Source organism: Pseudomonas weihenstephanensis, assembly GCF_001043055.1.
In the GTDB taxonomy this organism is placed as follows: Bacteria; Pseudomonadota; Gammaproteobacteria; order Pseudomonadales; family Pseudomonadaceae; genus Aquipseudomonas; species Aquipseudomonas weihenstephanensis.
The window spans coordinates 42,653-67,971 of sequence record NZ_JYLF01000010.1; the positions used below are offsets into that span (position 1 = coordinate 42,653).

The window sequence follows — 25,319 nt, forward strand, 5'->3', positions numbered from 1 at the left end:
AGGAATCAAGGAAGATGAAATTGATGCCGGGAGGCAATGGGCCTCTGAAGTCGGTGCGCTGTGAACTGAACCTGACCTGCGCGCGCGCGGGGGCTTTGGGAGAGTACGCCGGGCTGGCGTTGCTGGCGCTGGATGATAAGCGTCAGCCGGTCGCCGAGCCTGCGCTGCTCCATCAGCCGCAACCTTGGATGCAATGGCACGACACCTGCGGTGTGGCGCGTTTGAGCCTGGCACTGGATCAATTACCGGCGAGCTGTGAGCGCGTGTTAGTGGTGCTGTATGTGTATGGCGCGCTGGGCCCGCTGCGTGAGTTGGGTTCATTTCAACTCCAGGCCGACGAAACCATCGAGCATGACCTGACCCTGGCGGACTATGGCGACAGCGCGATGGTCATTGCCGAGGTGTACCGGCGTGGCGATCAATGGAAAATCCGCGCCTTGGCGGAGGCTTCGGCTTACGGTCTGAGCGCCTTTGCCCGGCGCATGGGCATCAGCCTGGATGACCGGCATCCGCAACGGCTCAGCACCGAATCTGACGACAGTGCCTCGCGGCAGAGCGCGACCGGTACAGGCTTTGCTGTCAGCGCGCAGCATATTTTGACGTGCGCCCATGTGATTGAAGGGCTGAACCATCTGTTTATTGACTCGTTCGACGGTCGCTTTAAGGCCGAAGCCGTGGTGGTGGACCGCAAGAATGATCTGGCGTTGTTGCGGGTCAGTGGCGCGCCAGCGTTCACGGCTGTCACGTTTCGTGAAGGCATCGGCAGCGAGTTGGGCGAAAGCGTGGTCACCCTTGGTTTTCCACTGGCCGGGTTGGCGGGTGGAGGCGTGCAAGTCTCCCAAGGGGTGGTATCGGGGCTGTTTGGTGTGCGCGATGATGCCAGCCTCATGCAGTTCACGGCGCCGATTCAACCGGGCTCCAGCGGTAGCCCGGTGTTTGATCAGTACGGCATGGTGGCAGGCTTGGTCACCTCAAGCATGGCCGATGCACAGAACATGAACTTTGCCGTGAAGACGGCGCTGTTGCTGGCTTTTCTTGAAGCTGCCCGCGTTCCCGCTCAGAGGGGACGCAGCGAACACGCATTGAGTACGCCCGAATTGGTGCGGTCTTCGCAATCGGGTTTGTGGCGAATAGACGCCAGCCATCTCCAGTAACGATTTCGCGCTTGTTTTAAACGGTTGAGTCGCGAATCGTCTCTCACTTTTATGTATTCTCAGGTATGAAACTTCAATGAATAGCGGTAACCCCCCGACCGACTCCAAGGCTTTGCACGCAAACCTTAAGCGCGGTCGCCTGGTGGTTGAGGTCAATGCATCGACCTTTGATCCTCAGGCACTTTTCAGCTTTGCCGAACGTCGTAATCCCAAGCGCGCCTTTTTGTTTGTGTCACGCGTGCTCGGTCGTCACATCCCGGCCCGTCCTTCGTTGATGGCTGACAGTTTCAACGCCCTTGCGGCACAAATTCCTGCGGACTTGCCTGGCCCCGTGCTGGTGATCGGCATGGCAGAAACGGCCGTCGGCCTGGGTGGCGGTGTACACCGCGCGCTGAGCCAGACCCGTGATGACAGTGTTTATCTGGTCAGCACCCGTCACCCCACTGGCAGCGAACTGTTTGCCCGCTTTGAAGAAGAACACAGCCACGCCAGTTCTCACTTGCTGCACCTGCCGCAAGACCCGAAAACCCGCGAGCTGATGCTGACTGCTCGCTCGCTGGTGCTGGTGGATGACGAAGCCTCGACCGGCAACACGTTTATCAATCTCTCCAAAGCCTTGGCCGAGGCCGGGCTGAGTAACATTGAGCGCCTCGTCACTGCCACCCTTACAGACTGGTCGCAAGATGCAGTGCGTACAGCGCTGGGTCAACACGTCACCAGCGTGTCGTTGCTCGATGGTCGCTACACGTTCGACGAAGATCCAGCCGCTGAGCTACCTGAAATGCCTGAAGTGGGCAGCGTTGCCCAAGGCGACTGGCCTCTGGATGCGAATCGCGACTGGGGGCGCATGGGCGTGCGCGAACACCTCGATACACTGGCGCCAGACCTTGAGGTCACACCCGGTGAACGCATCTTGGTGGTGGGTACCAGCGAGTTTGTATGGCGCCCCTTTTTGTTGGCCGAACGCCTGGAAAAAGCCGGTGCCGATGTGCATTTCAGCTCCACCAGTCGCTCGCCGATTGCCTTGGGCCATGCCATCGACCACGCGCTGTCGTTCTCTGACAACTACGGGCTGGGCATTCCCAACTTCCTTTATAACGTCGCCCCCGGCCAGTTCGACCGGGTGCTGATTTGCAGTGAAACCCCGGCCGCTGCTGTCGACCCGGCGCTGATCAGCGCATTGAATGCGCAGGTGATCGTTGATGACAAGTAATCGTCCGCTGGTGTTTGTTGACCTCGACGACACCCTGTTCCAGACCGCCCGCAAAATGGGCGACGAGCCGCGCTTCACTGCGACCCTCGACGTTGACGGTCAGCCCAATGGGTTTATGAGCGCGACGCAAAAGAGTTTCGTTGAGTGGCTGTTGGCGACCTCCGACGTAGTACCGGTCACCGCGCGCAGTATTGAAGCCTACCAGCGGGTGAAAGTGCCGTTTACCCACGGCGCGGTGTGTGCCCACGGTGGCGTGATTCTCGCGGCGGATGGTTCGCTGGATGCCGCCTGGCACGCACGCATGTGCGAGCAGTTGGCGCTTGAGCAAACGCGCCTGCGTCAACTGAGTGAGCAAACGTTGGCGATTGGCACTGAGTTGGGCTTCTCGTTGCGCGGTTGGGTGGTTGAAGAGCAAGGGTTGGCCAATTACGTGGTCACCAAACACAACAACGAAACCGATGAAGCGCTGCTCACCGTATTGGCCGAGGTCAAGGCGCGGGGGCTGCTGGAGGGCTTGTACGTCCACGGCAACGGTAACAATTTGGCGTTCCTGCCGCTGGCGCTGCAAAAGCGTGAAGCGGTGCGCGAGTGGATCCGCCGCGACCAAGCGATCAACGGCAAGCGCCCGATGCTTGGCTTTGGCGACAGCGTGTCAGACCTGGGCTTTATGGCTGAGTGCGATTGGTGGGGCACGCCCCGGCGCGGGCAACTGGCCAGCCATGTAATGGCGAGCGTTGACCATGAGTGACGCGTTTGAAGGGTTGCTGACAGTGGGCAGCGGCAGTTATGCCGCTGATGACGTGCACTTCCTGCTGCAAGCGATGCAAATTGAAGTCACCGATGTGCAGGAAAAAGAGCGGCTGATCCAGACTCAACAGCGTCATTACTCCGAGATGATCAGTCAGGAGCATCCACCGTCTGACACGCATAAAAGCCTTTACCTGCTGGCGCTGGCGCAAAATGGCGCCCGCATGGCTGCCGATGTGCAAGCACTGGCTCAGGCGTTGAATGAGCGCTACACCGGGCCTTCCATCGCGCTGGTGTCGTTTGTGCGCGCGGGCCTGCCGCTCGGTGTGCTGTTACGCCGGGCGCTGGTAGAGCAGGGGCGCGACGCACGGCATTACGGAATCAGCATCATCCGTGACCGTGGCATCGACAGCGTGGCACTAGAGGCTATTATCAAAGCCCACGGCGCCGAGAACATCGTGTTTGTAGACGGTTGGACCGGCAAAGGGGCGATCAGCGGTCAAATCCGTGCCAGCCTGGCGGGCGATTCGCGTTTCCCGGCTGACCCGCGGCTGGTGGTGCTGGCCGATCCATGTGGCCGTGCGTGGTTGTCGGCGTCGGCAGAAGACTGGTTAATACCGTCGGGTATTTTGGGGGCTACCGTGTCCGGTTTGGTGTCGCGCTCCATTTGGCCGCAAGAGCCTGGGCTGCATGGCTGTGTGGTATATGGGCATTTGGCCGGGCATGACGTGACGCAAGCGTTTATCCACAGCATCGAAACCGAGCGCGCCAAGCTGGCGCCCCAAGTCTCGGCGCAACCGTGGACGCCAGCGCAAGCACAGGCGTTGCAACACTCGGCGGTGGCTGCGGTCGAACGTATCTCGGCGCGCTTTGGGGTGAGCAATCCCAACCGCGTTAAACCGGGTATTGCCGAGGCGACGCGCGCGGTAATGCGCCGCGTTCCTGACCATGTGCTGGTACGCAGCCGTGACGATCAGGATGTGCAATTGCTGATGCACCTCACCCGTCAGGCGAATATTGACGTCGAAGAAGTAGGTGACGAACTGGGGCCTTACCGTGCCGTGACTGTAATCAGGAGTGTTCGCTGATGATCAAACATTCCGCTTATGCCTTGGGCGCCACCCTTTATATGCCGGCCACGCGCCCCGATATTCTGGACGTCGTGTTTGGCGAAAAAATTCAAGGGTTGCGCTCGTTGGTGGTGTGCCTTGAAGACGCAGTTGCCGACACCGACGTGCAGCAGGCGCTGGCCAACCTGAAGAACCTGTTGCTGGGGATTGAAGCGCGCGGCGGGCGACCGTCCAGCGGGCCGATCCTGTTTGTGCGCCCGCGCGATGCCGAAATGGCGGCGGTGCTGAACGACTGGTCATTGATGCGCCATGTCGATGGCTTTGTGGTGCCCAAACTGCGCTTGAGCAATATCGGCCAATGGCAACAGGCGGTCACGCGCAGCGAGTTGATGCTGATGCCGACCCTTGAAACCCCGGAGGTGTTTGATCCGGGGGCGATGGTAGAACTGCGCAGTGCCATGCTGGAACAATTGCCGGGGCGTATTATCGCGCTGCGCATCGGTGGTAACGACCTGATGGGCTGCCTGGGCTTGCGCCGTAACCCGGCGATGACCCTTTACAGCACGCCTATGAGTTATGTGATCCCGATGCTGTGCGGGGTGATGGGCTCTGCGGGGTTTGCGTTGACTGCGCCGGTTTTTGAACAGCTCAATACGCCTTACTTGCTGGAGCAGGAACTGGCGTTGGACATGGCGCACGGGCTTGTGGGTAAAACGGCCATCCACCCGTCGCAAATTGCAGTTATCCACAGGGCGCTGCAAGTCACCCTTGAAGATTTGAACAGCGCACGCCAAATACTCAGTGAGTCGGCGCCTGCGGTGTTCAAGTTCAATGACGCCATGTGCGAGCCGGCGACGCATTATAAATGGGCGCAAACGGTGATTGAACGCGCGCATTGGCAAGGGGTTCGTACCGAGTGTGGTAACCCGTCCGACACTTTTGGAGGCAGCCTGAGATTGGCTGAATTGGTAGGTTGAACGAAGTTTTAAAGAAACCGGCTACAAATAAACAGGTGCTGTCGGCGTTCGATTTCGATGGCACGCTGACATATCACGACAGTTTTGTGCCGTTCTTGCGCTTTGCGTTCGGCAACCGGCTGTTCGCCATGCGCCTGTTGCGCATGATTCCAGCCACTCTTGGCTACCTGTTGGGTCAGATATCTCGCAACGATTTGAAAGAGAAGCTCATCACGGTTTATCTGACCGGCGCCAAAGTCACCTGGGTAGAGGAACGCGCCGAAGCATTTTGTGACGTTTCGTGGCAGCGGTTAATGCGGCCTTTGGGCTTAACATCTGTCGCCCGCGAGCGAGAGGCGCAAGCGTTGGTGACCATTTGCTCGGCCTCGCCTGAGTTAGTGCTCAAGCCTTTCGCCAAAAAACTGGGCATCGGCTTGATCGGCACTCAGCTGGAATCGGTTGATGGCGTGTTGACGGGTGAGATCAGCGGCACCAATTGCCGTTGCGAACAAAAAGTAATCCGGCTAGAGGCGCAATACGGGCCTTTGGACCAATACACATTGCGCGCCTGGGGTGACACCCGGGGCGATGAACAGATGCTCGGAGCCGCTCAAGAGCCACACTGGCGTGAATTTCACGCGCTGTGGCGCCGTAAGCGGCCACTTGACGTGTGCTTGCGTGAAGAACTGTAAGCACGACTCGTCATATACAGGCAATAAACTAGGTTAAACAGCACGTTGTGCACCGTAGCAGACAAGGAGACGCTTCATGGCCATTTCGCTGTCCAAGAACCAAACCATTTCCCTCGAAAAAGAAGCAGGAACCGGTCTCAAGAAAATCCGCATGGGCCTGGGCTGGGACCCGGTCAAGCCGAGCGGTTTTTTTGCCAAGTTGCTCAACAGTGACACGGCCATCGACCTCGATGCCTCCTGCATTGTGCTCGACAGCAGCAAACAGCTGTTGGATCTGGTGTGGTTTCGCGAGCTCAAATCCAAAGATGGCTCTATCGTTCACTCCGGCGACAACCGCACCGGCGAAGGTGATGGGGATGACGAGTCGATTCAGGTCAATCTTGAGCAATTGCCGTCGGGTGTTAAGCACCTGGTCTTTACGGTCAACTCGTTCACCGGGCAAAACTTTGAGTCGGTAGAAAACGCCTACTGCCGTATCGTCGATGAAGTGACAGGCAAAGAGCTGGCGCGTTTCAACCTGTCGGATAAAGGCCGGCATACGGGTGTGGTTATGGCCTACCTGAGCCGCACAGCGGCGGGCTGGGATTTGACCGCAATCGGGACTGTGGCCAATGGCCGTACTGCTCAGGACCTGGCTAACGAGGCTGCTCAGGCGGTGCGCGCATGACCACATTGACTCCGGGCGCCAATACGTCCGTTTCATCGGGTAGCCAAACCGTCACCATCAGCTATGCCCCGGTTGCAGGCGCTGACCTTGACGTGTCGGCATTCCTGCTCGCGGAGTCGGGCAAGGTGCGTGGCGACAACCACATGTGCTTCTTCGGTCAGCAAAGCGTGAACAATGGCGCGGTCAAACTCGTGGAATCCGCCGCAGGGCGTACGGTGTTCAGCCTCAACCTTGAGGCCATTGATCCGGCCATTGAAAAAGTCGCGTTGACTGCCACGATCTACGAGAACAAAGCCAAATTTGCAGCGTTCCCGCAGTTGAATGTATCCGTGAGCGGCGGCATCGAAGCGCCGATTCCGACACAGGGCATGCAAGAAACGGCATTGATTCTCGGCGAATTCTACCGTCGCCAGGGCGCCTGGAAATTCCGTTGTGTAGCCCAGGGCTTTGCCGGTGGCCTGGCGCCTTTGGCTGAGCACTTTGGGGTTGATATCGCCGCGCCTGCGCCCGTTTCTGCGCCAACGCCAACGCCAACGCCAACGCCAACGCCTGCTCCAGCAGCACCTGCGCCGGCGCCGGCGTCCAAAATCAACTTGTCGAAGATCACCCTCGACAAACAGCGTCCCTCCATCAGTCTGGAGAAGAAGGACGGCGATTTTGGCGAGATCAAAATCAACCTTAACTGGAACCGTACCTCGCAAAGCAGTGGCGCAGGTGGTTTCTTTGCTTCGCTGCGCGGCAAGTCGGGCGGCATCGATCTGGATGTGGGTTGCCTTTACGAAATGGCCAATGGCCAAAAAGGTGCAGTACAGGCCCTGGGCAATGCGTTCGGTGACTTCCGTGACGAGCCATTTATCCAACTGATGGGCGACGACCGTACAGGCTCGGTGAGTGATGGCGAGTGGTTGCGCATCAACGGCAAGGAATGGCGTCAGATCCGTCGCGTGCTGGTGTATGCCTTCATTTACGAAGGCGCCCCGAACTGGCAAGCGACTGACGGCGTGATCACGTTGTACATACCGGGCGAAGCGCCGATTGAAGTGCGCTTGAGCGAGGAGGGCGGCAGCAAAGGCATGTGCGCCATCGCCCTGCTCGAAAACGTCGGTGGCAGTGTGCGGGTTAACCGCAAGGTCGAGTTCTTCAAAGGGCATTCGGACATGGACAAAGCCTTTGGCTGGGGCATGCGCTGGTCTGCCGGGTCCAAATGAGCGCTCTGTGAATGGCCGCCTGCTGATGCAGGCGGTGCTCCCTCAATCTCTGACAAGGTGACTCCAATGCTCGAATGGCTGAAAACCAACGCAACTGCCGCCCGTGACAAGCTCTCGGCGGAAGTCAGCAAGTTCAAGAACCGCGAATTCATGGAAGCGGTCGTTTCCGGGTGCGCTCTGGTGGCCGCCGCTGATGGCACCATCAGCAGCGATGAAAAGCAAAAGATGGTCGGTTTTATCCAGAACTCCAATGAACTGAAAGCGTTCGATGTTAAAGACGTGATCAAGTCATTCAACGCCGTGTGCGAAAAGTTTGAGTTTGACCAACAGATCGGACGTGCCGAGGCGCTGAAGTCGATTGGTCAATTGCGTAAAAAAGAAGATGCCGCCCGTCTGCTGGTGCGCGTGTGCTGCGCCATCGGCAGTGCAGACGGCAACTTCGATGAAAGTGAGCGGGCTGCTTGCCGCACCATCTGCAATGAGCTGGGGCTGAACCCTGGCGATTTTGATCTCTGAGGACATCATGGAAAACACGGCAATTGGCTTTCCGCCAACTACCATCGCTGTATTTGTGGCACTGGCGGTCATTGCTCTGGCAATCGATCTGTTCACCCACAAAAGCGATAAACCGGTCTCGCTGACCAACGCTGCCGTTTGGTCAGTGTTTTGGGTACTGATCTCCCTCGCCTTTGCGGGCTACTTGTATTACGCCCACGGCCCAAGCGTGGCCAGCCTGTTTGTGACCGGTTACGCGCTGGAAAAAGTCCTCAGCGTCGACAACCTGTTCGTGTTCATGGCGATCTTTGCCTGGTTCAAAATCCCTGACGCCTTGCGTCACCGTGTTTTGTACTGGGGCATCATCGGCGCCATCGTGTTCCGTCTGATCTTTGTAGCGATCGGTACGGGTCTGCTGGCGTTTGGCCCATGGGTCGAAGTGCTGTTCGCGGTCGTGGTTGCCTGGACGGCGATCATGATGCTGCGCAGCAAGGAAGAGGACGAAGAAGAGGACTACTCTCAGCACATTGCCTACCGTTTTGCGAAAAAGCTGTTCCCGGTATGGCCGAAGCTGCACGGGCATAATTTCTTTGTTTCGCGCACAGAGCTTGAAAAAGAGATCACGAAGCCGCAGAACAAGGGAATGACCCTGGTCGGTAAAGGCGCTTTGTTCGCGACACCGCTGTTTTTGTGTGTGGTGGTGGTTGAGGTGTCGGACATTCTGTTCGCATTCGACTCCGTCCCGGCAGTGATTGCCGTGAGCCGTGAGCCATTGATCGTGTACTCGGCGATGATGTTCGCGATTCTGGGCCTGCGTACCATGTACTTCGTGCTTGAGGCCCTGAAACGCTACCTGGTTCACTTGGAAAAATCGGTTATTGCACTGTTGTTCTTTATCGCCGGCAAGCTGGCCCTGAACGCAACCGATCACCTGTTTGGCCACGGCATCAGCATTGATCCGAACACCAGCTTGATCGTTGTGTTGGTGGTATTGGCCATAGGTATCGTGGCCAGCATCATCTTTCCCGGTAAAGATGAAGAGCAATCTGACGTCAAAAACGACACGAACGCTTGATCGCATATTTATTAAGGAGAATTACTCATGGCACTTTCCCTCTCCAAAGGCGGCAACCTGTCTTTGTCCAAAGAAGCCCCCGGGATGACCAAAGTCCTCGTGGGTCTGGGCTGGGATGCTCGCTCCACCGATGGTCAGGATTTCGACCTGGATGCGAGTGCTTTCCTGCTCAAGGCTGACGGTAAAGTTCGCGCTGACTCCGATTTCATTTTTTACAACCAGCTCAAAAGCGTTGATGGCTCGGTAGAGCACACCGGCGACAACCGTACCGGTGAAGGTGACGGCGACGACGAGGCAATCAAGGTCGACCTGTCCAAGGTCCCTGCTGATATTGATCGCATCGCGTTCACGGTCACCATTCACGAAGCTGACGCGCGTAAGCAAAACTTCGGTCAGGTGCGCAATGCGTTTATCCGCATTGTGAATCAGGACAACAACAGTGAAGTCGCCCGTTATGACTTGGCTGAAGACGCCAGCACCGAAACGGCCATGATCTTTGCCGAACTGTACCGCAACGGCGCCGAGTGGAAGTTCCGCGCGGTCGGCCAGGGCTTTGCAGGCGGTCTCAAGCCGCTGGCTGAAAGCTACGGCCTGAAATTTTAATCGTCACCCCATCAACTTTTTATATAAGGGTTCACGAACATGGCAGTAAGTCTGAGTAAAGGCGGCAACGTTTCCCTGACCAAAGAAGCGCCGGGCCTGACCGACGTAGTTGTAGGTCTGGGTTGGGATCCACGCGTGACCGATGGCCAGGAATTCGACCTGGACGCCTCGGTGTTCATCGTGGGCGAGAACGGCAAAGTGCTGAACGACGGCAGCTTTGTGTTCTACAACAACAAAACTTCGCCAGACGGCAACGTGGTGCACCAGGGCGACAACCGCTCCGGCGCAGGCGAAGGCGATGATGAGCAGGTCAACGTCAACCTGGCGGGCTTTGCTCCAGAAACCAAGAAACTGGTTTTTGCAGTGACCATTCACGACGCTGATGCACGCAAGCAGAGCTTTGGCCAGGTTTCCAATGCCTTCATTCGTGTTCTGAACAAAGCGGATGGCAAGGAAATCGCGCGCTACGACCTGAGCGAAGACGCCTCGACTGAAACCGCGATGATTTTTGGTGAGCTGTACAACCACAATGGCGAGTGGAAGTTCAAGGCAATCGGTTCGGGTTTTGCGGGTGGCCTGGCGCCATTGGCTGCGAGCTACGGCGTTAATCTGGGCTAATCCCCAGCGTTAATCAAAAGGCCCGCTGCGTAACCGCAGCGGGCCTTTTTTTGAGCTACAGGCCAACACGCATTGCTGGCGTATCCCGTCTAGAACGCTTTAAAAATACTCATGTCCGCAGCGGACATGTTGATGTGAGCGATTGCGCAACTTTTACACAGTGAAAAATGTAATGTGCTCGGTTTTAAACTCGCCATTCCTTTAAAACAAAGGCCTGTGGTTCATTGCGCAATTATTGGCAGCGCGTTGCGCAACAAGTTGCTCACTCTCAGCTGGAGATCAGGATTTTTAGTGTTTGTTTATATTGTCGCTTTCGCCAAGGCCTCGGTTTAAACGCGTCGGCTCATTGTTGGCACAACGCTTGGTTATATAACGGGGGATGCAAGTACATTTGTCTTGCGGGTTAGTCATAGAGTTTCAAGGAAAGTGTTATGGCTACGCCAGCGTATATGTCCGTCACCGGCGAGAAACAAGGATTGATCACAGCGGGTGCATTTACAGCAGACTCAGTGGGAAATACGTATCAGGAAGGGCATGAAGATCAAATTATGGTTCAGGGGTTCAGTCATCAAGTGATCATTGCGCGTGATCCGCAGTCCGGCCAGCCAACCGGGCAGCGCATCCCGTGGCTTTAACCGTGAACTCGACATCATCCGCTACGCCAATATCCACGGCTATTTGGGCGAAGAGGCCCTTCAGATCCACCTCGACCTTGAACGGATCTTAAGCACTGCCTCCCCCCAAACGCCTTCGCAGAGGGTGGAAAAAGCCGCCCATATCGCCCGATGCCGCGCCTTGAGTCTGCGGGAGCCTGAGTAATGCCAAACGCTTTCTTTCCAGAAACCCCGAACCACGTCAACAACAGCCGGGGTGACGCCCGAAGCAGCTTGGGCGCCTGCCCACGTCTGTCTATTACCGATGTATTTGCACAGGTTTATGCCCGTGAAAAGACTGAAGCGGGCAAGCGTAAAACCTTTAAAAAATAGGCGCTATTATCAGAGCTGCCAACGGGTTCCTGGCAATGCCCAAGCTAATGCTGGCTGCTCACGCAGTAAGGTCCATTGACCGTTGTGCAATTGATGCATCGACATCTGGTGAAAGGTTCTTTTTGTAATGCCGGTGTATTCAATCAGCGACACCAACAAAGGTACTTGTGCATTCCAGTTTTTGGCAATGAACTCATGTGCGCATTCAATACTGCCTTGCAGTACATAGCTAAACAGAAAGCAGAACTGCGGGTTGTGCAACAACGCGGCATCCGACAATTTTTCAGGTTCGCCGATCTCCTGCCGTGACGGATCAATCCATTCCCACTCGGCAAACAAAATAGGCGACCGCTGTGCGTCGCGTACCACAGCGTCAGTGCGATTGGACGATTCGAAGTGAGTGAAAAATCCGAGCAGATCCCCAACACGACGCACCGTGATGCCGGTATGGATATTCCAGTCCGACAACGAGCCCATGTCCCGGTTGTAGCCATCCATGGGGAAATCTCGATACCAGTTGTAGGCGAAGAGCGTGGCAAAGTCGTTTAGCAAATCAGTGCGTAGCATGTCTGTTGTACTCAGGGATTATGTGGCCGAGTGTACGCGTTAAGGTCGTGCGCCTTGGCAGTTTGAAAAACGGTTGTATTCAGATGCTAGCATTAAGCCACTTTTCTGGGTGGGCGGTGCACTGCGCCTCTCATCGCGCATGAGCTCATGGGCATGCGTGACGACACTGAAACAGCGCTGGCCAGGGTGATCGCGGTGTTTGGTGCGGGTCATTTCTCCCACTGTTCCAGCAGTATTGAGACGAATTTTTCCGCTGCCGGAGACAGCGAGGCACCTCTTCGGTAAACCAGTCCCAACGATCGGTTCACAATAGGCTCTATCAAAGGGACGCTTACCAATGTTGGATGATCCACAGCAGGCATTGCGAGGCTCGGCATTGCCGAGACACCTAATCCCGCTTCTACCAGACCCAGCGATGTAGACAGGTGTTGAACCTCATAGAACCACTGTGGACGCCAGCTCAAACTTGACAAAGCGTGGTCAAGCAGCATGCGGTTGCCGCTTAGGCGACCGACCCCGATAAGGCGGTAATTGCTGAGTTCAGACCAGGTTACCGAGCTACGCTCGGCCAGCTCATGATCGCGTCGACAAGCTAAAACAAAAGGCTCGTTGACCAACGGCACGAACTCTATGTCTGGGTGCTGTCCGCTCATCATGTTGATGCCAAAGTCGGCTTCGCCACGCAGAACAGCCTCCAATCCTTCGTTCGCACTAAGATCAAGCAAGCGAATGCGGATTTGTGGATAGCGCTCGTTGTAGAGGCGGATTACCGAAGGGAGAAAGTAGAAGGCTGCGGTGGGAATACAGGCGAGGGTTACACGGCCGCTCTGTCGCTCCGCCAACTCTCGGATGTTAAGTATCGAGTCGTCGAAGTCATCCAATAAGCGTCGCGCCTTGGGCAGGAAGTCTCGCCCAACGCTGGTGAGGCTTACCCTTCTTGTCGTGCGATCCAGAAGCGCTGTTCCCAATCCCTCCTCAAGCTTTTTCATTCTGCGACTCAACGCGGGTTGAGAGAGATGCAATGCATCGGCAGCTTCGTGGAAGCTTCCAAGTTCTGCGATCTTCACGAAAGATCGGATGTCATTGAGCTCATAATTCACTTATTTGTCTCACTAGCCAAGAGTTGTTAAGCCCAGTATGCCTAGAGCTATCATTCGCAAAACGCAATAATCAGGCTGATATTTGCATTGGAAACAACTTCACCAGCCTGCGACTCTTGCTCACAAGACATCAATTACCCCGATTGATCAACAAGAGTCAGTATTCATGCAACGAATTCCCTGTGTGCTAATGCGCGGTGGTACTTCCAAGGGCCCAGTGTTCCTCGCCCGGGATCTACCTGTTGCGATCGAAGACCGTGATGAACTTCTGCTCAACGTGATGGGCTCTGGTCATGAGCTGGAAATTGATGGCATCGGTGGCGGTAGCCCACAAACCAGCAAGGTGGCGATCGTTAGCCCGTCGCTGCATCCGGAGGCGGATGTCGACTATCTGTTCGTCCAAGTAATGGTTTCCCAGCGTCGAGTCGACACCGCGCCTAATTGCGGCAACATGCTTTGCGCCGTTGGCCCGTTCGCCATCGAGCAGGGGCTGGTAAAAGCCTCTAAAGACTTGACCCGTGTGCGTATTCGCAACCTCAACACGGGGACTTTTGTGAACTGCGAGGTACAGACGCCCGCAGGGAAGGTCAGCTATGAAGGTGACACCGCCATCGATGGTGTGCCGGGTACCGCCGCTCCTGTGCAACTGACCTTCCTGGATGCTGCGGGCAGCAAGACCGGCAAACTTTTCCCTACTGGGCAACCGCAAGATTTGATCGACGGTATTCCAGTCACCTGCATCGACATGGCGATGCCGATGTTGATTGTCGAAGCCGGCCAACTGGGTAAGCGCGGCGATGAAAGTCCTGCTGAACTGGATGCCGATAAAGAGTTCATGCGCCGCCTGGAGTCCTTGCGACTCCAAGTCGGCCTGGCAATGGGCCTGGGTGACGTCAGCAACAAAGTGATTCCCAAGCCAGTACTGGTGTCACCGGCCAAGACTGGCGGCACAATCCAGGTGCGCTACTTCATGCCACACAACTGCCATCGAGCCTTGGCGATCACCGGCTCCATCGGCCTTGCCACCGCTTGTGTCACTGAGGGCAGTGTGGTCGCGCAATTGCTCGGCGAGGTTAGCGAGCCGCGCTTGAAGCAAGTACGCATTGAACATCCTAGTGGCGGGATAGATGTCGCATTGTCCTACACCGGAGATCAGGGGGCGACAATTCGTGCCTCTGTGGTGCGTACATCGCGCAGGCTGTTCTCCGGTTTTGTCTACGCCACGGTTTCCCAACGACTTGCCGGATAATTTTTCTTGGTCCTGGCGGTTCTTGCATCAGCACAATTCTAAAAATGGGTGATGCCATGAAACTTGTAAAATCGCTCTACTTCCAGATTCTCCTCGCCGTGCTGTTGGGTGCGCTGGTCGGGCATTTTGGGTCGCAACAGGCCATTGCCTTGAAACCGCTTGGCGACGCGTTCATCAAGATGATGATCGCTCCGGTGGTGTTCTGCACCATCGTCACCGGTATCGCCGGCATGAGCGATAAACGCTCCCTCGGGCGCGGCACACGTCTGACCGGACACGGCTGACCCCCCCCCAACAAACATTTCATTCAACTCCCCGCCAGGCACCGTTGGTCGTGCGGGTTCGAGGTCGTGCGCCTGCGCATCGCCCACGCTAATGATAAGAACAAGAGAATTGACCTATGCTCGCATTTCTTGGTTTGACCATGGTGGTGGTTTTCACCTACCTGATAATGTCGAAACGCTTATAGCCGATTGTCGCCCTGACGGTGGTGCCGATTGTGTTTGCGGTGATTGGCGGTTTTGCTGACAGTACGGGCAAGATGATGCTAGACGGCCTGAAGATGGTTGCGCCTTCGGCTGCGCTTCTGCTGTTTGCCATCCTGTTCTTCGGCCTGATGATTGATGCCGGGTTGTTCGACCCGTTGATTCGCAAAATCCTCAAGCGTGTAAACGGCGATCCGATGAAAATCGCTATCGGCACTGCGCTGCTGTCACTGGTGGTCGCCCTCGACGGCGACGGCACAACCACCTACATGATCACCTGCGCGGCAATGCTGCCGTTGTACAGGCGTATCGGCATGAACCCGATGATTCTGGCGACCATTGCCATGTTGTCCTTGAGCATCATGAGCGGCATGACCCCATGGGGTGGGCCCGCTACAAGGGCGATCGCGGCACTAGGCCTGGATGCCGGCGAGTACTTCGTGCCCTTGCTGCCGACCATGATCGGCGGCGCGATGTGGGTAGTGTTCACCGCTTTCCTCCTGGGCCGGGCCGAGCGTAGGCGCATCGGTAATGTGCAGCTACAGAGCGGTGGCGGTAATTGCTACATCGACGCGATCTTGGGCGATACCCCGCACAAGCGGCCTAAACTTGCATACGTGAACCTGTTGCTGGTGACCGCGGTCATGGTCGCGCTGGTAATGGGGATCATGCACTCTGCGATCCTGTTCCTGATCGGCTTTGTCCTGGCACTGATGATCAACTACCCGCAACTGGATATTCAGAAAGAGCGCATTCTCGCCCATTCCGGCAATGCGATGACGGTGGTGCTGCTGGTGTTTGCCGCCGGTATCTTTGCCGGGATCTTCTCGGGCACCAAGATGGTCGACTCTCTGGCGCAAACGCTAGTGGACTGGATTCCGCCATCGTGGGGTCATCTGTTCCCACTGGTAGTGGCGATCACCAGCATGCCGCTGACCTTTGTTCTGTCCAACGATGCTTACTACTTTGGTGTGGTCCCCATCCTGGCGAATGCCGCTGCTGCCTATGGCATTGACCCCGTGGAAATCGCCCGCGCGTCGATTCTTGGTCAGCCAGTACACCTGATGAGTCCGTTGGTAGCCTCAACTCTGTTGCTGGTGGGTATGGTCGATCGTGATATCGGCGATTTCCAGAAAGCCACTGTCAAATGGGCGGTACTCACTTCATTAGTCGTCACCGCGCTAGCCCTGCTGACCGGGGCGATCAGTATCTTCTCCTGATTTATCCCAAGCATCTGTTTCTCCTGACGCGCTTCGCTTGCGAGGCGTGCGCTGTTCTGTACTCCAAATAACAACAATGAGTAGTTTGCCAATGACCAGTTTGCATATCCAACGGGCGCTGTTTTCACTTCTTGGTTTGTTGCCGCTGGCCCATGCCAGTGCAGAAGGATTTATCGACGACAGCAAGCTCAAGCTGCAATTGCGCAACGTCTATTTCAATGAGAATTTCCGCGACGAGCATGGCATGAGTGCCAAATCCGCAAGGACGGCGAAAAGCGAACGAACCGAGTGGGCCCAGGGGGTTATGTTGGATTACCAGTCGGGATTTACGCCTGGCACTATCGGGTTTGGTGTTGATGCTCTCGGCCTGTTCGGGGTCAAGCTCGACTCCGGCCGGGGCCGCAGCGGCACTGGCTTGTTGCCCGTGCATAATGACGGTCGTGCGGCTGACGAATTCGCAAGTCTGGGTATGACTGCCAAAGCCCAAATGGCCAAGACTACGGTCAAATACGGCACCTTGTTACCCAAGACACCGGTGCTGATCTACAACGATGCGCGTCTGTTGCCGCAAACGTACCAAGGCACTCAGATCAGTAGCGTCGACATCGAGAACCTCACCCTCACTGGGGGCTACCTGGATCGATTCAAACTTCGTGATTCTACCGGCAGCATGCCTATTGTGCCCGACGGTTATGGCGGAGATAAATCAGGGGGCTTCGGCTATGCAGGGGCCGAATACAAACTGGGGAAAAACATCCGTTTGAGTTATTTCTACGGTGAACTGGAAAACTTTTACCGTCAGAATTTTGCAGGTATCCAGCACGACCTACCCATGGGCGGCGGCGTGCTCACCAGTGACTTGCGCTACTTCAACAGTGTCGATACCGGTACTGCCTCCGGCGGCAAGATCGACAACAACATGTTGAGCGGGCAACTGTCCTACGCAATCTCGGGCCATACCTTTGGTGGTGGATACCAGACTCTGAGTGGTGATGCCGGGTTGCCCTATATCAGTGGTGCAACGGTCTACTCGTTCAGTAACGCCGGCATAGGCAAGTTCATCGAGGAGGATGAAAAAACGTGGATGCTTAATTACGGCTATAACTTTGCTGCTGTCGGCGTGCCAGGCCTGACGTTCTCCACCCGTTATCTAAGCGGCAACGACGGTAAGTCCAGTACCACGGTAAAAGAGTGGGAGCGTGACGCTGAACTCGCTTACGTAGTGCAACAAGGCATCTTCAAAGGTCTGGGTATGCGGTTGCGTAACTATGTTTATCGCTCTGATTATTCCCGTGGCCGAGATAGCAACCGGATTTACTTTACCTACGACATCGCTCTATGGTGACCCCTTGCCGTCGACAACCTGTTGTTTGCCGCTTCGTGCGCAACGATCAAATGGTGCTGGGTATCGACCGCAGTCTGCCGTTGTAACCAACAATTCCCGTGCCGCGCGTCATCATGGATCGGCTGTCTGGATCGGTCAGTGAGACCTGTTTATCCGGTGATCCATTGAGCTGAATTTCGATCGCCTGAAGCTCTTTCATTTGAGTTTTAAGCTTGGCGATTTTCTCTTCCAGCCGCACGGCGCTGGGCTCGGAAGTTGTTGGCTCTTGCCGATCAGCAGCATCGAGTGCAGTCAGGTAACGGTTGATACTCGATTCAATTTCTTCCATTCGCCGCTTCAAATTGGCGCTGGTGAAATTGCGGTCGCGGTGTTGACTGATTTGAATGTGCTGCCATCGATGGCGACCAGATGTTCTCCGAACAGTCCCAACTGCTGACGCAGCACAACGAACTGGCGGCAGACACTTCTGTTGTCTTTTCGGAAGTTGGCGATGGTCTTGAAATCGGGCATTAAACGCCCTGTCAACCACATCAGTTCGACGTTGCGTTGTCCAAACGTCGGCTTTACCGCTTTGAGCTGGCGATCAGAGAGGCAAGTGGCTTGGGCGCACATTAGGTGTTCCAACAATTACTACTGAAGGGCTTGGAATACCCGATGTCGTAGATCGTGCGGGACGTCTATGGATGCCAGTAGACCCTAAAGCCTTGATTTTGCTCGATTTCAGGCACAAAAAAAGACGTCCGTGGACGTCTTTAGATGTTGAAGTGGTGGGCCGGGGTAATTTGAATACGTTCAGTAATGTATTGATTTATAAGATTAATATCGGGTTTTATTTTTTGTTGGAATACCCATTGGAATACTGCACTCCACTTGACCTCCCGTTTGCATTCGATCTGACCAGCACGCTTCGTGACCATGAGCCAGCACATCCTCTTGCCGGCTGATGTGATTAGCGATGTCGGTAAAGAACCGCTCACCCTCAGCAACGAAGCTGTCGCTCAGCGCCTTGATGATCTCCGACACCCGCGTCTTCTCCGAATCATGGGCCATGCCTCTGCCTACCGCGTTGGCTGGGTCGAGCTTAACCGTACCTGATGTTCTCCGCGCTTGCGCAGCCGGTAGACTGCCCAGTTCTTTCGCTTTATGCGCTTGCCTGATTGTCCAAGTTCTTTTTGAGCACCTGTTCGATGTTCTGGCTCCATGCCGCTTTGAACGCTGGATCAGAAGCAAACAGCTTATAGAGCTCCAGCTCGTCCTTCCGCCTTTTCAGCATTACGTCCTGGAGCATCTTTTCCAATGCGAGGCCACGATTGTATGGGTCAGCATTGTCCTCGTATTTGGCCGAGTAGTCGGGGTGTGCGCGGATGCTGTTGACGATGTTGACGAACTTGACGCGTTGCTCCTCCGGAGTCGCGCTCCAGCCCTGAAACCAACGCTCGTTGAAGCTGCGAATGATTTCATCCAACGGATCAGTTTCTGGATCGCCGTCGCGGTTGCCGCGCGGGTTCGGGTTTTGCGGCGTCAGTTCTGTGTCGGAATCGTCGAGGCCGATTTCGTGGTTCAACTTGGTGCGCTCCAAGCCGTACGATGACAGGTCAACTGCCTCAAGCAGTTCATCCAGCATATCCTGATTGGGATCTTTGATCTTGAGCTTGGGGATCAGAAACTTCAGCATCCAGAACAGCTTTTCCCACGCCAGCACTTCAAACGGGATGATCGATGCCATCTGACCATAGATCTTCACGAACTGCTTGGCCTTGATCTTGAAATCGATTTTCTCGGGGTCGAGCAACTCCAACTCAGCGTTGAAGCGATTGGCTGCGAGATCGATGATCGGGCTGAGAGCCTGGGCATCTTCACCGGCAAAATAACGTGTGACGAAGTCTTCGACCTCCTGCCACTCGTATACTCCAGCTTGGTCCAATGCGTCCTTCAGCTCGTGCAACACGTTGACGTCGGTCACCTCGGATAGCGTTGTCACGGTGTAGAAGGGATCGAAGGCCGTCTTGATGTCATCGACGCTATTGAAGAAGTCGAGGATAAACAGATCTTCCGTACGCTTGCCAAGTTTAGGGGCCGAACGGTTCAGTCGGGACAGCGCCTGAACGGCCAAGACAAACTGCAGCTTCTTGTCCACATACATGGCGGTCAGTTTGGGTTGGTCGAATCCGGTCAGGTACTTGTTGGCGACGATCAGCAGGCGATAGTCGTCAGTGTCGAACTTTTCCCGCGTCTCGCTTTCGGGAAAGCCGTTCATCTCGGCTTCGGTGTACTTAAGCCCATCGACGATTTTCTCTCCCGAAAAAGCGATCAGCGCCTTGAATGGGGTTCCTTGGGCATCGAGCAGTTTGGTTACCGCCTTGTAATAGCGGACCGCGGCTTCGATGTTTTGGGTAATGATCATCCCCTTCGCCTTGCCGCGAAGCTTCTTGGCATTCACGACCTGAGCAATGAAATGGTCCAGCATGATCTCGGCCTTGGTGTTGATCGTTTGCTGGCTGCGCTCGACATAGGCGCGCAGTTTCTTTTGGGCCTTCGCGGTGTCGAAAAGCGGGTTTTCCTCAACCGACTTCTGGATTTCGTAATAGCTTTTATAAGTTGTGTAGTTGGCCAGTACGTTGAGGATGAACCCTTCTTCGATCGCCTGCTTCATGCTGTAAAGATGGAACGGCTTGAAACTGCCGTCGGACTGTTGTTCACCAAATTTCTCGAGCGTGGTGGCCTTGGGTGTCGCGGTAAAGGCCAGATAGGAGGCATTACCGCGCATCTTGCGCGACTGCATCGCCGCCAAGATGCGGTCCTGCGAGTCATCCTCGTCCGAGTCCACATCGCCCGCGCCCATCGCGCGGTTCATGTTGTCATGTGCTTGGCCGCTTTGTCCGCTATGCGCTTCGTCGATGATCACGGCGAAACGTTTGTCGCTTAGGTCCGATATACCGTCGATGATGAAGGGGAACTTCTGGATAGTTGTGATGATGATTTTCTTGCCGTTCTCCAACGCTGATTTCAAGTCGGCCGACCTCAGTGCTGGGGCGACGATGTTCTTGACCTCGGAGAAATCCTTGATGTTGTCGCGCAGTTGCTTGTCGAGCAAGCGCCGGTCCGTCACCACAATGACCGAGTCAAACAAGGGCTGGTCCAGACCCTTGGCGCCAGGCAGATCTGCGCTTTTGGGGTACGCTTCGATCAACTGATAGGCGGCCCAGGTGATCGAATTCGATTTGCCTGACCCCGCCGAGTGTTGGATCAGATAGCTGTGGCCGATACCATTGGTGGACGCATGGTCCAGCAGGCGCCGCACTACGTCCAACTGCTGATAGCGTGGAAATATCAGCGATTTCTTCGCCAGCGGCTCAGTCACTTTGCCCTCCAGCAGAACGAAATGCTGGATGATGCCTGCAAGGCTGGTCGGCGCAAACACTTCTTCCCACAGATAGGCGGTCTTGTGGCCGTTGGGGTTTGGCGGGTTTCCCTCGCCGTTGTTGTGGCCCTTGTTGAAGGGCAAGAAGAATGTAGAGGGTCCGGCCAGTTTGGTCGCCATGAACACCTCGTCGGTGTCCACCGCCATATGCACCAGCGCGCGGCCAAATTGCAGCAGAGACTGGGTGGCGTCACGCTTTTCGCGGTACTGCTTCTGGCCGTGAAAGCGGGCGGTTTGACCGGTCCAAGCGTTCTTTAACTCGACCGTGATAAGGGGCATGCCGTTCAGGAACAGCACCATGTCGATCTCTTCCAGCAGGTTGCTCTGCGAATAGCGAACCTGGCGAGTGATGCTCCAAATATTGGCGGCGAAGTTTTCGTGGACGCGGGCGGCAGAGCTGGCCAGCGGGGAGGGATACATCAGCGAGAAGAATGCATCATCGATCGGCAGACCCTTTTTCAGCATATGCAGCAGGCCGTGCTTTTTGATCATCCGATCAAAGCGCTCAAGGATCTTGGCCTGCCAATCGGTGGGGTTGCGGTCACGCAGCTTGGTCAGCTCCTTTCCTTGGGTGGTTTCAAGGAACTGCCAGAAAATCGCGGTATCCAGCGCGAACTGGGCGTTGAAATCGGCGGGATGGCCGATGCGGTAAGGGCCGCTGCCGACTGGCGCGGGGCTGCCGCCGAGTTCTTCGCTGGTGTGACCGGTCAGATGTGTCTGAATGGCCTGCTCCAGTGCTACTTCCTTAGTATTGCTAACCATGCTGATTCCCTAAATGACCTTGATTTTGCCTGTGATCGCGGCATTGATCAGGCTGGTTTTGTATTCCTTAAGTGCGGAGATCTGGTCTTGCTTGATTGAAATGGCAGCTTCGAATCTGGATGCAAGCTGGTCTAGGTGCGCAACAATTTCGTCCTGTTCTACTCTGGGAGGAATGAGCAACGGAATATCCATGAAGCTGTCAGTGTAAAGCCGGTAAAAGCCTTCCACGATACCGCGAACGCGCAACCTGAGCTCACCGAGGTATTTCGATGTCTTAAACAGCGCTTCATAGTATTGACTCGATGCACCATCTACAAAGGGTCGAAACACTGAGTAATCTGGGCTAACTAAGCCCTCCATAGGCGCAATGGAAAAAACAGCGAGGTGAGCTTTCAGACGATTCAGTACGAGGTCGCCTACCCGAACAAGTTTTGCGCCCTCGTAGCTTTCAGAAACCAACGACTTTTCAACGAGATTGGCAGGAACGAGACCGAGTTTCTGACTCATCGAAAGGTGCTGTTCTGTACCCTTTGCCGATCTTTCATTGATTTCGACAAACATGTGTTTGTTGCGCTGCACCGCCCAATGCGCGGGGATTTTGCCGATCCAGTCAATGCCGCTGTCTTTCATCGGGACATCGGGCTCCAGGCCGCGGGTGACGGCGTGTTGGATCAGGATCTGCCGCCGCTCGCGCAACAGAGCGATCTGCTGTTCCTTTATCCGCACCGCCTCATCTACCCGCGCGCATTTTTCATCCAAAAACGCCGCGATGGCGCGTTGTTCGAGTACGGGAATTACGAAAAGATCAACTGCAGAGAAATTTTCAAAATTTAAATCTTGCCCGTCTCGGATGAAATGACCTGTAATCTGTAGCGCCTGAATGTATCTAGGGGCCTTCAATACATAGGCATAGAATGCAGGGTGAATTTTTGGGCCAGGCTTCAGTATGATATAGGAGGAGCGAATACACCCAGCCGCCTTGGCGCGTTCTATCCCCCCCTGAAAACTCCGCATACTGATTACGAAGTCGTCTATTTCAACGTGCTTACGCTTTTCTAGGTTGGTCTGTATTTGTGTGACCCTGCGGCCAACCATGTCTTGATAATCGGCTTGTGGAATAACTCCATGCGATTGTGTCGCTGATAGTTGAATGTCATTGCTTCGAGCAAGCTCCTTGCTTTGTGAGAAGAGGAACTTGCTTCTGCGCACCTCCCAGTGATCGGGAATAACGCCGATCCACTCAACACAGCTGTCCTTGTAGTTGTCATAAGCCGGATAGGCTGCCATCCCCATCACACCGCTCCCGCCAAATCCGCCGTCTTCAACCCAAGGATATCGGCGATCAGGCCATCGGCCATTTGCTCCAGCGCCAGAATATCCTGTGTCACTTCCGCAAGGCTGCGTAGGGGTTTGTGTCGATAGAAGTATTTGTTGAAGCTGATCTCATACCCGATCTTGAAGCCATCCCGGTTGATCCATGCTTCGTCTATATGCGGCTTCACTTCGGCGAGGAAATAGCGGTGGATGCTGTCTTTCAGCGGCACAGACTCGTTATCGCGCAAATCGCTGCTGCTGGCGTAGCTCAGATAGCTGCCGTCGGGCTGCTTATACAAGCCGAAATCGCCCAGATCAGCCACGTCGCAGCCCAGACGCGTAGCCACCGATGCAAGCTCGGCCGCCGTAAAACGCAGGGATTTGTCGATGACCTTGGCTGCGTCTTCGGCATACCAGCTGACCGCGTTCAGGATGGCGTTTTTTTGGGTCGCCGATAGCTTGATTTTGCGGGTCTTCAACACCTTGACGACCTGCTCGCTGAAGGCGTTGAAATCGGCGGACTCCTCGGTGCCCATCGCCTGCATCAGTTGCAACCCCACGTCGATCAGATCGCGCTGGGCCCCCCATGACGCGGTATCGACCAACTTAGCGCGCTGTTTGGTGTTCAGAATAATCTCACGCTCCTCGCACCAGGCCTGGATCGCCTTAGCCTGGCCTTTGAGGAAGCCAGGCTCGTATACCTTGACGCCATGTTCTGCCCAAAGCTGTTCCATCGGTTCGCGCAAGGATTTGTCAAAGCGCAGAACCTCCAGCCGTTCGACACTGAACTGGGCGCGGCGGCGATCGGGACGTTCGATGGTGACCTTGTGATAGCCGAAATCGATATTGTCAAAGATCTGCACCGCGATGCCGAAGGGGTCGTTATTGGCGTCGACCTGCCGTTCTATGGGTTGGAAATTGAGGTAGGCGGTGATGATCTCGTCGATATGTTCGGGGGCGAACTCACAGTTCTTGTCGCCAAGGTTCTTACGCAGTTTGCGGAACATCAGATTGGCGTCGATCAGCTGCACGCGGCCCCGACGGTCGGCGGGCTTGGCATTGGTCAGCAGCCAGATATAGGTGGTGATGCCGGTATTGTAGAACAGGTTGTTCGGCAGTTGGATGATGGTGTCGAGCAGGTCGTTTTCGATGATATAGCGGCGGATGTTTGATTCGCCGCTGCCTGCGTCGCCGGTGAACAGGCTGGAGCCGTTGTGGACCGATGCGATGCGCGAGCCGATGGCGCTGTCCTTGGTGGATTTCATCTTGCCCACCATTTCCATCAGGAACAGCAACTGGCCGTCGCTGGAGCGGGGGGTGGCATCTTGGACCTCGACGTTGCCCCAGTAATCGGCCAGCGGCACCTTGAAACGGGGGTCGATGATGTCCTTTCCGTCCTTAATGTATTTCAGCTCGCTGTTCCAACTTTTGCCGTAGGGCGGGTTGGACAGCATGAAATCAAAGCGATGGGCGGCGAATTCGTCGGTAGACAAGGTGGAACCGACCTTGATGTTCTCGGGGTTGTTGCCCTTTATCATCATGTCGGATTTGCAGATGGCATAGGTCTCGTCGTTGATTTCCTTGCCGTATAGGTAGACGTCGCCGATGGCCTTGATCTGACCTTCGGGATCGATGACGTAGTTCTGAGATTCCGTCAGCATGCCGCCGCTGCCGCATGCGGGGTCATAGATGGTCATGACGGGGGGCAAGCGGTCCTTGATCGGGTCGAAGATGAGGTGCGTCATGAGGTGGATCACCTCGCGCGGGGTAAAATGCTCGCCAGCCTCTTCGTTGTTTTCTTCGTTGAACTTGCGAATCAGTTCTTCAAAGACATAGCCCATGCCGAGGTTGCTGAGGGCTGGGAGAGTGTTGCCGTCCGGGTCTTCGACCTGGTGCGGCGTGAGGTTGATGTAAGGCGAGATGAACTTTTCCAGCACATCCAGCAGGACCTGCTTGTTAGCCATGTGCCGCATCTGTTCCAGCAGCTTGAAGCGCGAGATGATCTCTTTGACGTTGTCGCTGAACCCGTTCAAATAGTCTTCCACGTTGGCCAGCAGTATCTGTTGGTTGTTAGTGGCGGTTGCATGCAGCAGCTTCAGTGTCCATTTGCTTGTGTTGAAGAATACGTAGCCAGAGGCCGCCTTTAGCGGTGCATCGTCCAGCTCAGTCGCCTTCATTTCGCCTTTCTGAAAGCGGACCTCCTCCAGGACTTCGGCCTTGGTGGGCTCGAGGAGAGTATCGAGGCGACGCAGAACAACCATCGGCAGGATGACGTCACGGTATTTGCCCCGGACGTAAACGTCGCGAAGGCAGTCATCCGCGATAGACCAAATGAATGAGACAAGTTTGGTATGTGCGTAATGGTTCATGGG

At 55.6% G+C, this 25,319-nt stretch carries 22 protein-coding genes and 4 pseudogenes; 19 read left to right on the forward strand and 7 right to left on the reverse strand.

Going from position 1 to position 25,319, the window contains the following annotated elements:
- The first annotated feature begins 14 nt into the window (after positions 1-14).
- The 15 genes and pseudogenes from TU86_RS19420 to TU86_RS22980 all read left to right on the forward strand — a co-directional run bounded on the left by TU86_RS19420 (position 15) and on the right by TU86_RS22980 (position 11,484).
- Positions 15-1,154 carry a trypsin-like peptidase domain-containing protein gene (locus TU86_RS19420; protein WP_048365955.1) on the forward strand — a complete coding sequence of 380 codons (1,140 nt, stop codon included), beginning with the start codon at positions 15-17 and terminating at the stop codon, positions 1,152-1,154.
- 76 nt (positions 1,155-1,230) lie between these two features.
- Positions 1,231-2,367 (forward strand): phosphoribosyltransferase domain-containing protein, encoded by a 1,137-nt coding sequence (locus TU86_RS19425; protein ID WP_048365956.1) that lies wholly within the window; start codon positions 1,231-1,233, stop codon positions 2,365-2,367.
- Positions 2,357-3,115 carry an HAD family hydrolase gene (locus tag TU86_RS19430; RefSeq protein WP_048365957.1) on the forward strand — a complete coding sequence of 253 codons (759 nt, stop codon included), beginning with the start codon at positions 2,357-2,359 and terminating at the stop codon, positions 3,113-3,115. Before TU86_RS19425 ends, TU86_RS19430 begins: the two co-directional genes overlap by 11 nt.
- Positions 3,108-4,202, forward strand: a complete 1,095-nt coding sequence (locus TU86_RS19435; protein ID WP_048365958.1) for a cysteine protease StiP family protein — start codon at positions 3,108-3,110, stop codon at positions 4,200-4,202. Before TU86_RS19430 ends, TU86_RS19435 begins: the two co-directional genes overlap by 8 nt.
- Positions 4,202-5,161 (forward strand): HpcH/HpaI aldolase/citrate lyase family protein, encoded by a 960-nt coding sequence (locus TU86_RS19440; protein ID WP_048365959.1) that lies wholly within the window; start codon positions 4,202-4,204, stop codon positions 5,159-5,161. The genes TU86_RS19435 and TU86_RS19440 overlap by 1 nt, the downstream gene beginning before the upstream one ends.
- Positions 5,158-5,832: an HAD family hydrolase gene (locus TU86_RS19445; protein WP_048365960.1), complete on the forward strand. Its 675-nt coding sequence runs from the start codon at positions 5,158-5,160 to the stop codon at positions 5,830-5,832. Before TU86_RS19440 ends, TU86_RS19445 begins: the two co-directional genes overlap by 4 nt.
- Before the next feature lie 76 nt (positions 5,833-5,908).
- Positions 5,909-6,499, forward strand: a complete 591-nt coding sequence (locus tag TU86_RS19450; RefSeq protein ID WP_048365961.1) for a TerD family protein — start codon at positions 5,909-5,911, stop codon at positions 6,497-6,499.
- A complete protein-coding gene (locus TU86_RS19455; RefSeq protein WP_048365962.1) occupies positions 6,496-7,707 on the forward strand; it encodes a TerD family protein in 1,212 nt (403 codons plus the stop codon). The genes TU86_RS19450 and TU86_RS19455 overlap by 4 nt, the downstream gene beginning before the upstream one ends.
- A gap of 66 nt (positions 7,708-7,773) precedes the next feature.
- Positions 7,774-8,223 (forward strand): tellurite resistance TerB family protein, encoded by a 450-nt coding sequence (locus TU86_RS19460; RefSeq protein ID WP_048365963.1) that lies wholly within the window; start codon positions 7,774-7,776, stop codon positions 8,221-8,223.
- A gap of 7 nt (positions 8,224-8,230) precedes the next feature.
- Positions 8,231-9,277 (forward strand): TerC/Alx family metal homeostasis membrane protein, encoded by a 1,047-nt coding sequence (locus tag TU86_RS19465; RefSeq protein ID WP_048365964.1) that lies wholly within the window; start codon positions 8,231-8,233, stop codon positions 9,275-9,277.
- A 27-nt stretch (positions 9,278-9,304) separates the two neighbouring features.
- Positions 9,305-9,880, forward strand: coding sequence for a TerD family protein (locus TU86_RS19470; RefSeq protein ID WP_048365965.1), 576 nt, complete (start codon positions 9,305-9,307; stop codon positions 9,878-9,880).
- 39 nt (positions 9,881-9,919) lie between these two features.
- Positions 9,920-10,498 carry a TerD family protein gene (locus TU86_RS19475; RefSeq protein ID WP_048365966.1) on the forward strand — a complete coding sequence of 193 codons (579 nt, stop codon included), beginning with the start codon at positions 9,920-9,922 and terminating at the stop codon, positions 10,496-10,498.
- 431 nt (positions 10,499-10,929) lie between these two features.
- Positions 10,930-11,121: pseudogene (gene tssD, locus TU86_RS19480) on the forward strand (type VI secretion system tube protein TssD); the annotation flags it as partial.
- The gene (locus TU86_RS22655) at positions 11,084-11,317 is read left to right on the forward strand and encodes a hypothetical protein (protein ID WP_193387792.1); all 234 of its coding nucleotides are present in this window, start codon (positions 11,084-11,086) and stop codon (positions 11,315-11,317) included. The pseudogene tssD and the gene TU86_RS22655, both read left to right, overlap by 38 nt.
- Positions 11,317-11,484 carry a hypothetical protein gene (locus TU86_RS22980; protein ID WP_157395930.1) on the forward strand — a complete coding sequence of 56 codons (168 nt, stop codon included), beginning with the start codon at positions 11,317-11,319 and terminating at the stop codon, positions 11,482-11,484. Before TU86_RS22655 ends, TU86_RS22980 begins: the two co-directional genes overlap by 1 nt.
- A 9-nt stretch (positions 11,485-11,493) precedes the next feature.
- Here the strand turns inward: TU86_RS22980 and TU86_RS19485 are convergent, their stop codons facing one another.
- Both TU86_RS19485 and TU86_RS19490 read right to left on the reverse strand, forming a co-directional pair.
- Positions 11,494-12,051, reverse strand: coding sequence for a hypothetical protein (locus tag TU86_RS19485; RefSeq protein ID WP_125828562.1), 558 nt, complete (start codon positions 12,049-12,051; stop codon positions 11,494-11,496).
- 209 nt (positions 12,052-12,260) lie between these two features.
- A complete protein-coding gene (locus TU86_RS19490; protein ID WP_048365968.1) occupies positions 12,261-13,151 on the reverse strand; it encodes a LysR family transcriptional regulator in 891 nt (296 codons plus the stop codon).
- A 166-nt stretch (positions 13,152-13,317) separates the two neighbouring features.
- Between TU86_RS19490 and TU86_RS19495 the strand changes: the two genes are divergently transcribed.
- The 4 genes and pseudogenes from TU86_RS19495 (at position 13,318) to TU86_RS19510 (ending at position 17,450) form a co-directional block, all read left to right on the forward strand.
- Entirely contained in the window at positions 13,318-14,400 is a 1,083-nt protein-coding gene (locus tag TU86_RS19495) for a 4-oxalomesaconate tautomerase (RefSeq protein WP_048365969.1), read from the forward strand.
- A 44-nt stretch (positions 14,401-14,444) separates the two neighbouring features.
- A pseudogene (locus TU86_RS19500) lies at positions 14,445-14,657 on the forward strand (cation:dicarboxylate symporter family transporter); the annotation flags it as partial.
- A 143-nt stretch (positions 14,658-14,800) separates the two neighbouring features.
- Positions 14,801-16,105 (forward strand): annotated as a pseudogene (locus TU86_RS19505) (CitMHS family transporter).
- Between the two features lie 91 nt (positions 16,106-16,196).
- Positions 16,197-17,450 (forward strand): OprD family porin, encoded by a 1,254-nt coding sequence (locus tag TU86_RS19510; RefSeq protein ID WP_048365971.1) that lies wholly within the window; start codon positions 16,197-16,199, stop codon positions 17,448-17,450.
- 23 nt (positions 17,451-17,473) lie between these two features.
- On the opposite strand, the pseudogene TU86_RS19515 reads toward TU86_RS19510, so the two are convergent.
- The 5 genes and pseudogenes from TU86_RS19515 to TU86_RS19535 form a co-directional block, all read right to left on the reverse strand.
- A pseudogene (locus TU86_RS19515) lies at positions 17,474-17,999 on the reverse strand (IS5/IS1182 family transposase); the annotation flags it as partial.
- A 267-nt stretch (positions 18,000-18,266) separates the two neighbouring features.
- Entirely contained in the window at positions 18,267-18,500 is a 234-nt protein-coding gene (locus tag TU86_RS19520; protein ID WP_048365972.1) for a hypothetical protein, read from the reverse strand.
- Positions 18,501-18,591: 91 nt separating this feature from the next.
- On the reverse strand, positions 18,592-21,633 hold the full coding sequence (locus TU86_RS19525; RefSeq protein WP_048365973.1) for a type I restriction endonuclease subunit R: 3,042 nt from the start codon (positions 21,631-21,633) through the stop codon (positions 18,592-18,594).
- A 9-nt stretch (positions 21,634-21,642) separates the two neighbouring features.
- On the reverse strand, positions 21,643-22,926 hold the full coding sequence (locus TU86_RS19530) for a restriction endonuclease subunit S (protein ID WP_048365974.1): 1,284 nt from the start codon (positions 22,924-22,926) through the stop codon (positions 21,643-21,645).
- Positions 22,926-25,316 carry a type I restriction-modification system subunit M gene (locus tag TU86_RS19535; RefSeq protein ID WP_048365975.1) on the reverse strand — a complete coding sequence of 797 codons (2,391 nt, stop codon included), beginning with the start codon at positions 25,314-25,316 and terminating at the stop codon, positions 22,926-22,928. Before TU86_RS19535 ends, TU86_RS19530 begins: the two co-directional genes overlap by 1 nt.
- Positions 25,317-25,319: the final 3 nt, after the last annotated feature.

What these genes read in the sequence shown, in the direction of transcription:
- TU86_RS19460 (WP_048365963.1), top strand. Translation starts at nt 7,774, where the DNA reads ATGCTCGAATGGCTGAAAACCAACGCAACTGCCGCCCGTGACAAGCTC.
- TU86_RS19525 (WP_048365973.1), bottom strand. Translation starts at nt 21,633, where the DNA reads ATGGTTAGCAATACTAAGGAAGTAGCACTGGAGCAGGCCATTCAGACA.
- TU86_RS19425 (WP_048365956.1), top strand. Translation starts at nt 1,231, where the DNA reads ATGAATAGCGGTAACCCCCCGACCGACTCCAAGGCTTTGCACGCAAAC.
- TU86_RS19530 (WP_048365974.1), bottom strand. Translation starts at nt 22,926, where the DNA reads ATGGGGATGGCAGCCTATCCGGCTTATGACAACTACAAGGACAGCTGT.
- TU86_RS19535 (WP_048365975.1), bottom strand. Translation starts at nt 25,316, where the DNA reads ATGAACCATTACGCACATACCAAACTTGTCTCATTCATTTGGTCTATC.
- TU86_RS19520 (WP_048365972.1), bottom strand. Translation starts at nt 18,500, where the DNA reads ATGGCCCATGATTCGGAGAAGACGCGGGTGTCGGAGATCATCAAGGCG.
- TU86_RS19450 (WP_048365961.1), top strand. Translation starts at nt 5,909, where the DNA reads ATGGCCATTTCGCTGTCCAAGAACCAAACCATTTCCCTCGAAAAAGAA.
- TU86_RS19475 (WP_048365966.1), top strand. Translation starts at nt 9,920, where the DNA reads ATGGCAGTAAGTCTGAGTAAAGGCGGCAACGTTTCCCTGACCAAAGAA.
- TU86_RS19435 (WP_048365958.1), top strand. Translation starts at nt 3,108, where the DNA reads ATGAGTGACGCGTTTGAAGGGTTGCTGACAGTGGGCAGCGGCAGTTAT.
- TU86_RS19430 (WP_048365957.1), top strand. Translation starts at nt 2,357, where the DNA reads ATGACAAGTAATCGTCCGCTGGTGTTTGTTGACCTCGACGACACCCTG.
- TU86_RS19420 (WP_048365955.1), top strand. Translation starts at nt 15, where the DNA reads ATGAAATTGATGCCGGGAGGCAATGGGCCTCTGAAGTCGGTGCGCTGT.
- TU86_RS19485 (WP_125828562.1), bottom strand. Translation starts at nt 12,051, where the DNA reads ATGCTACGCACTGATTTGCTAAACGACTTTGCCACGCTCTTCGCCTAC.
- TU86_RS19470 (WP_048365965.1), top strand. Translation starts at nt 9,305, where the DNA reads ATGGCACTTTCCCTCTCCAAAGGCGGCAACCTGTCTTTGTCCAAAGAA.
- TU86_RS22980 (WP_157395930.1), top strand. Translation starts at nt 11,317, where the DNA reads ATGCCAAACGCTTTCTTTCCAGAAACCCCGAACCACGTCAACAACAGC.
- TU86_RS19440 (WP_048365959.1), top strand. Translation starts at nt 4,202, where the DNA reads ATGATCAAACATTCCGCTTATGCCTTGGGCGCCACCCTTTATATGCCG.
- TU86_RS19495 (WP_048365969.1), top strand. Translation starts at nt 13,318, where the DNA reads ATGCAACGAATTCCCTGTGTGCTAATGCGCGGTGGTACTTCCAAGGGC.
- TU86_RS19455 (WP_048365962.1), top strand. Translation starts at nt 6,496, where the DNA reads ATGACCACATTGACTCCGGGCGCCAATACGTCCGTTTCATCGGGTAGC.
- TU86_RS19465 (WP_048365964.1), top strand. Translation starts at nt 8,231, where the DNA reads ATGGAAAACACGGCAATTGGCTTTCCGCCAACTACCATCGCTGTATTT.
- TU86_RS19510 (WP_048365971.1), top strand. Translation starts at nt 16,197, where the DNA reads ATGACCAGTTTGCATATCCAACGGGCGCTGTTTTCACTTCTTGGTTTG.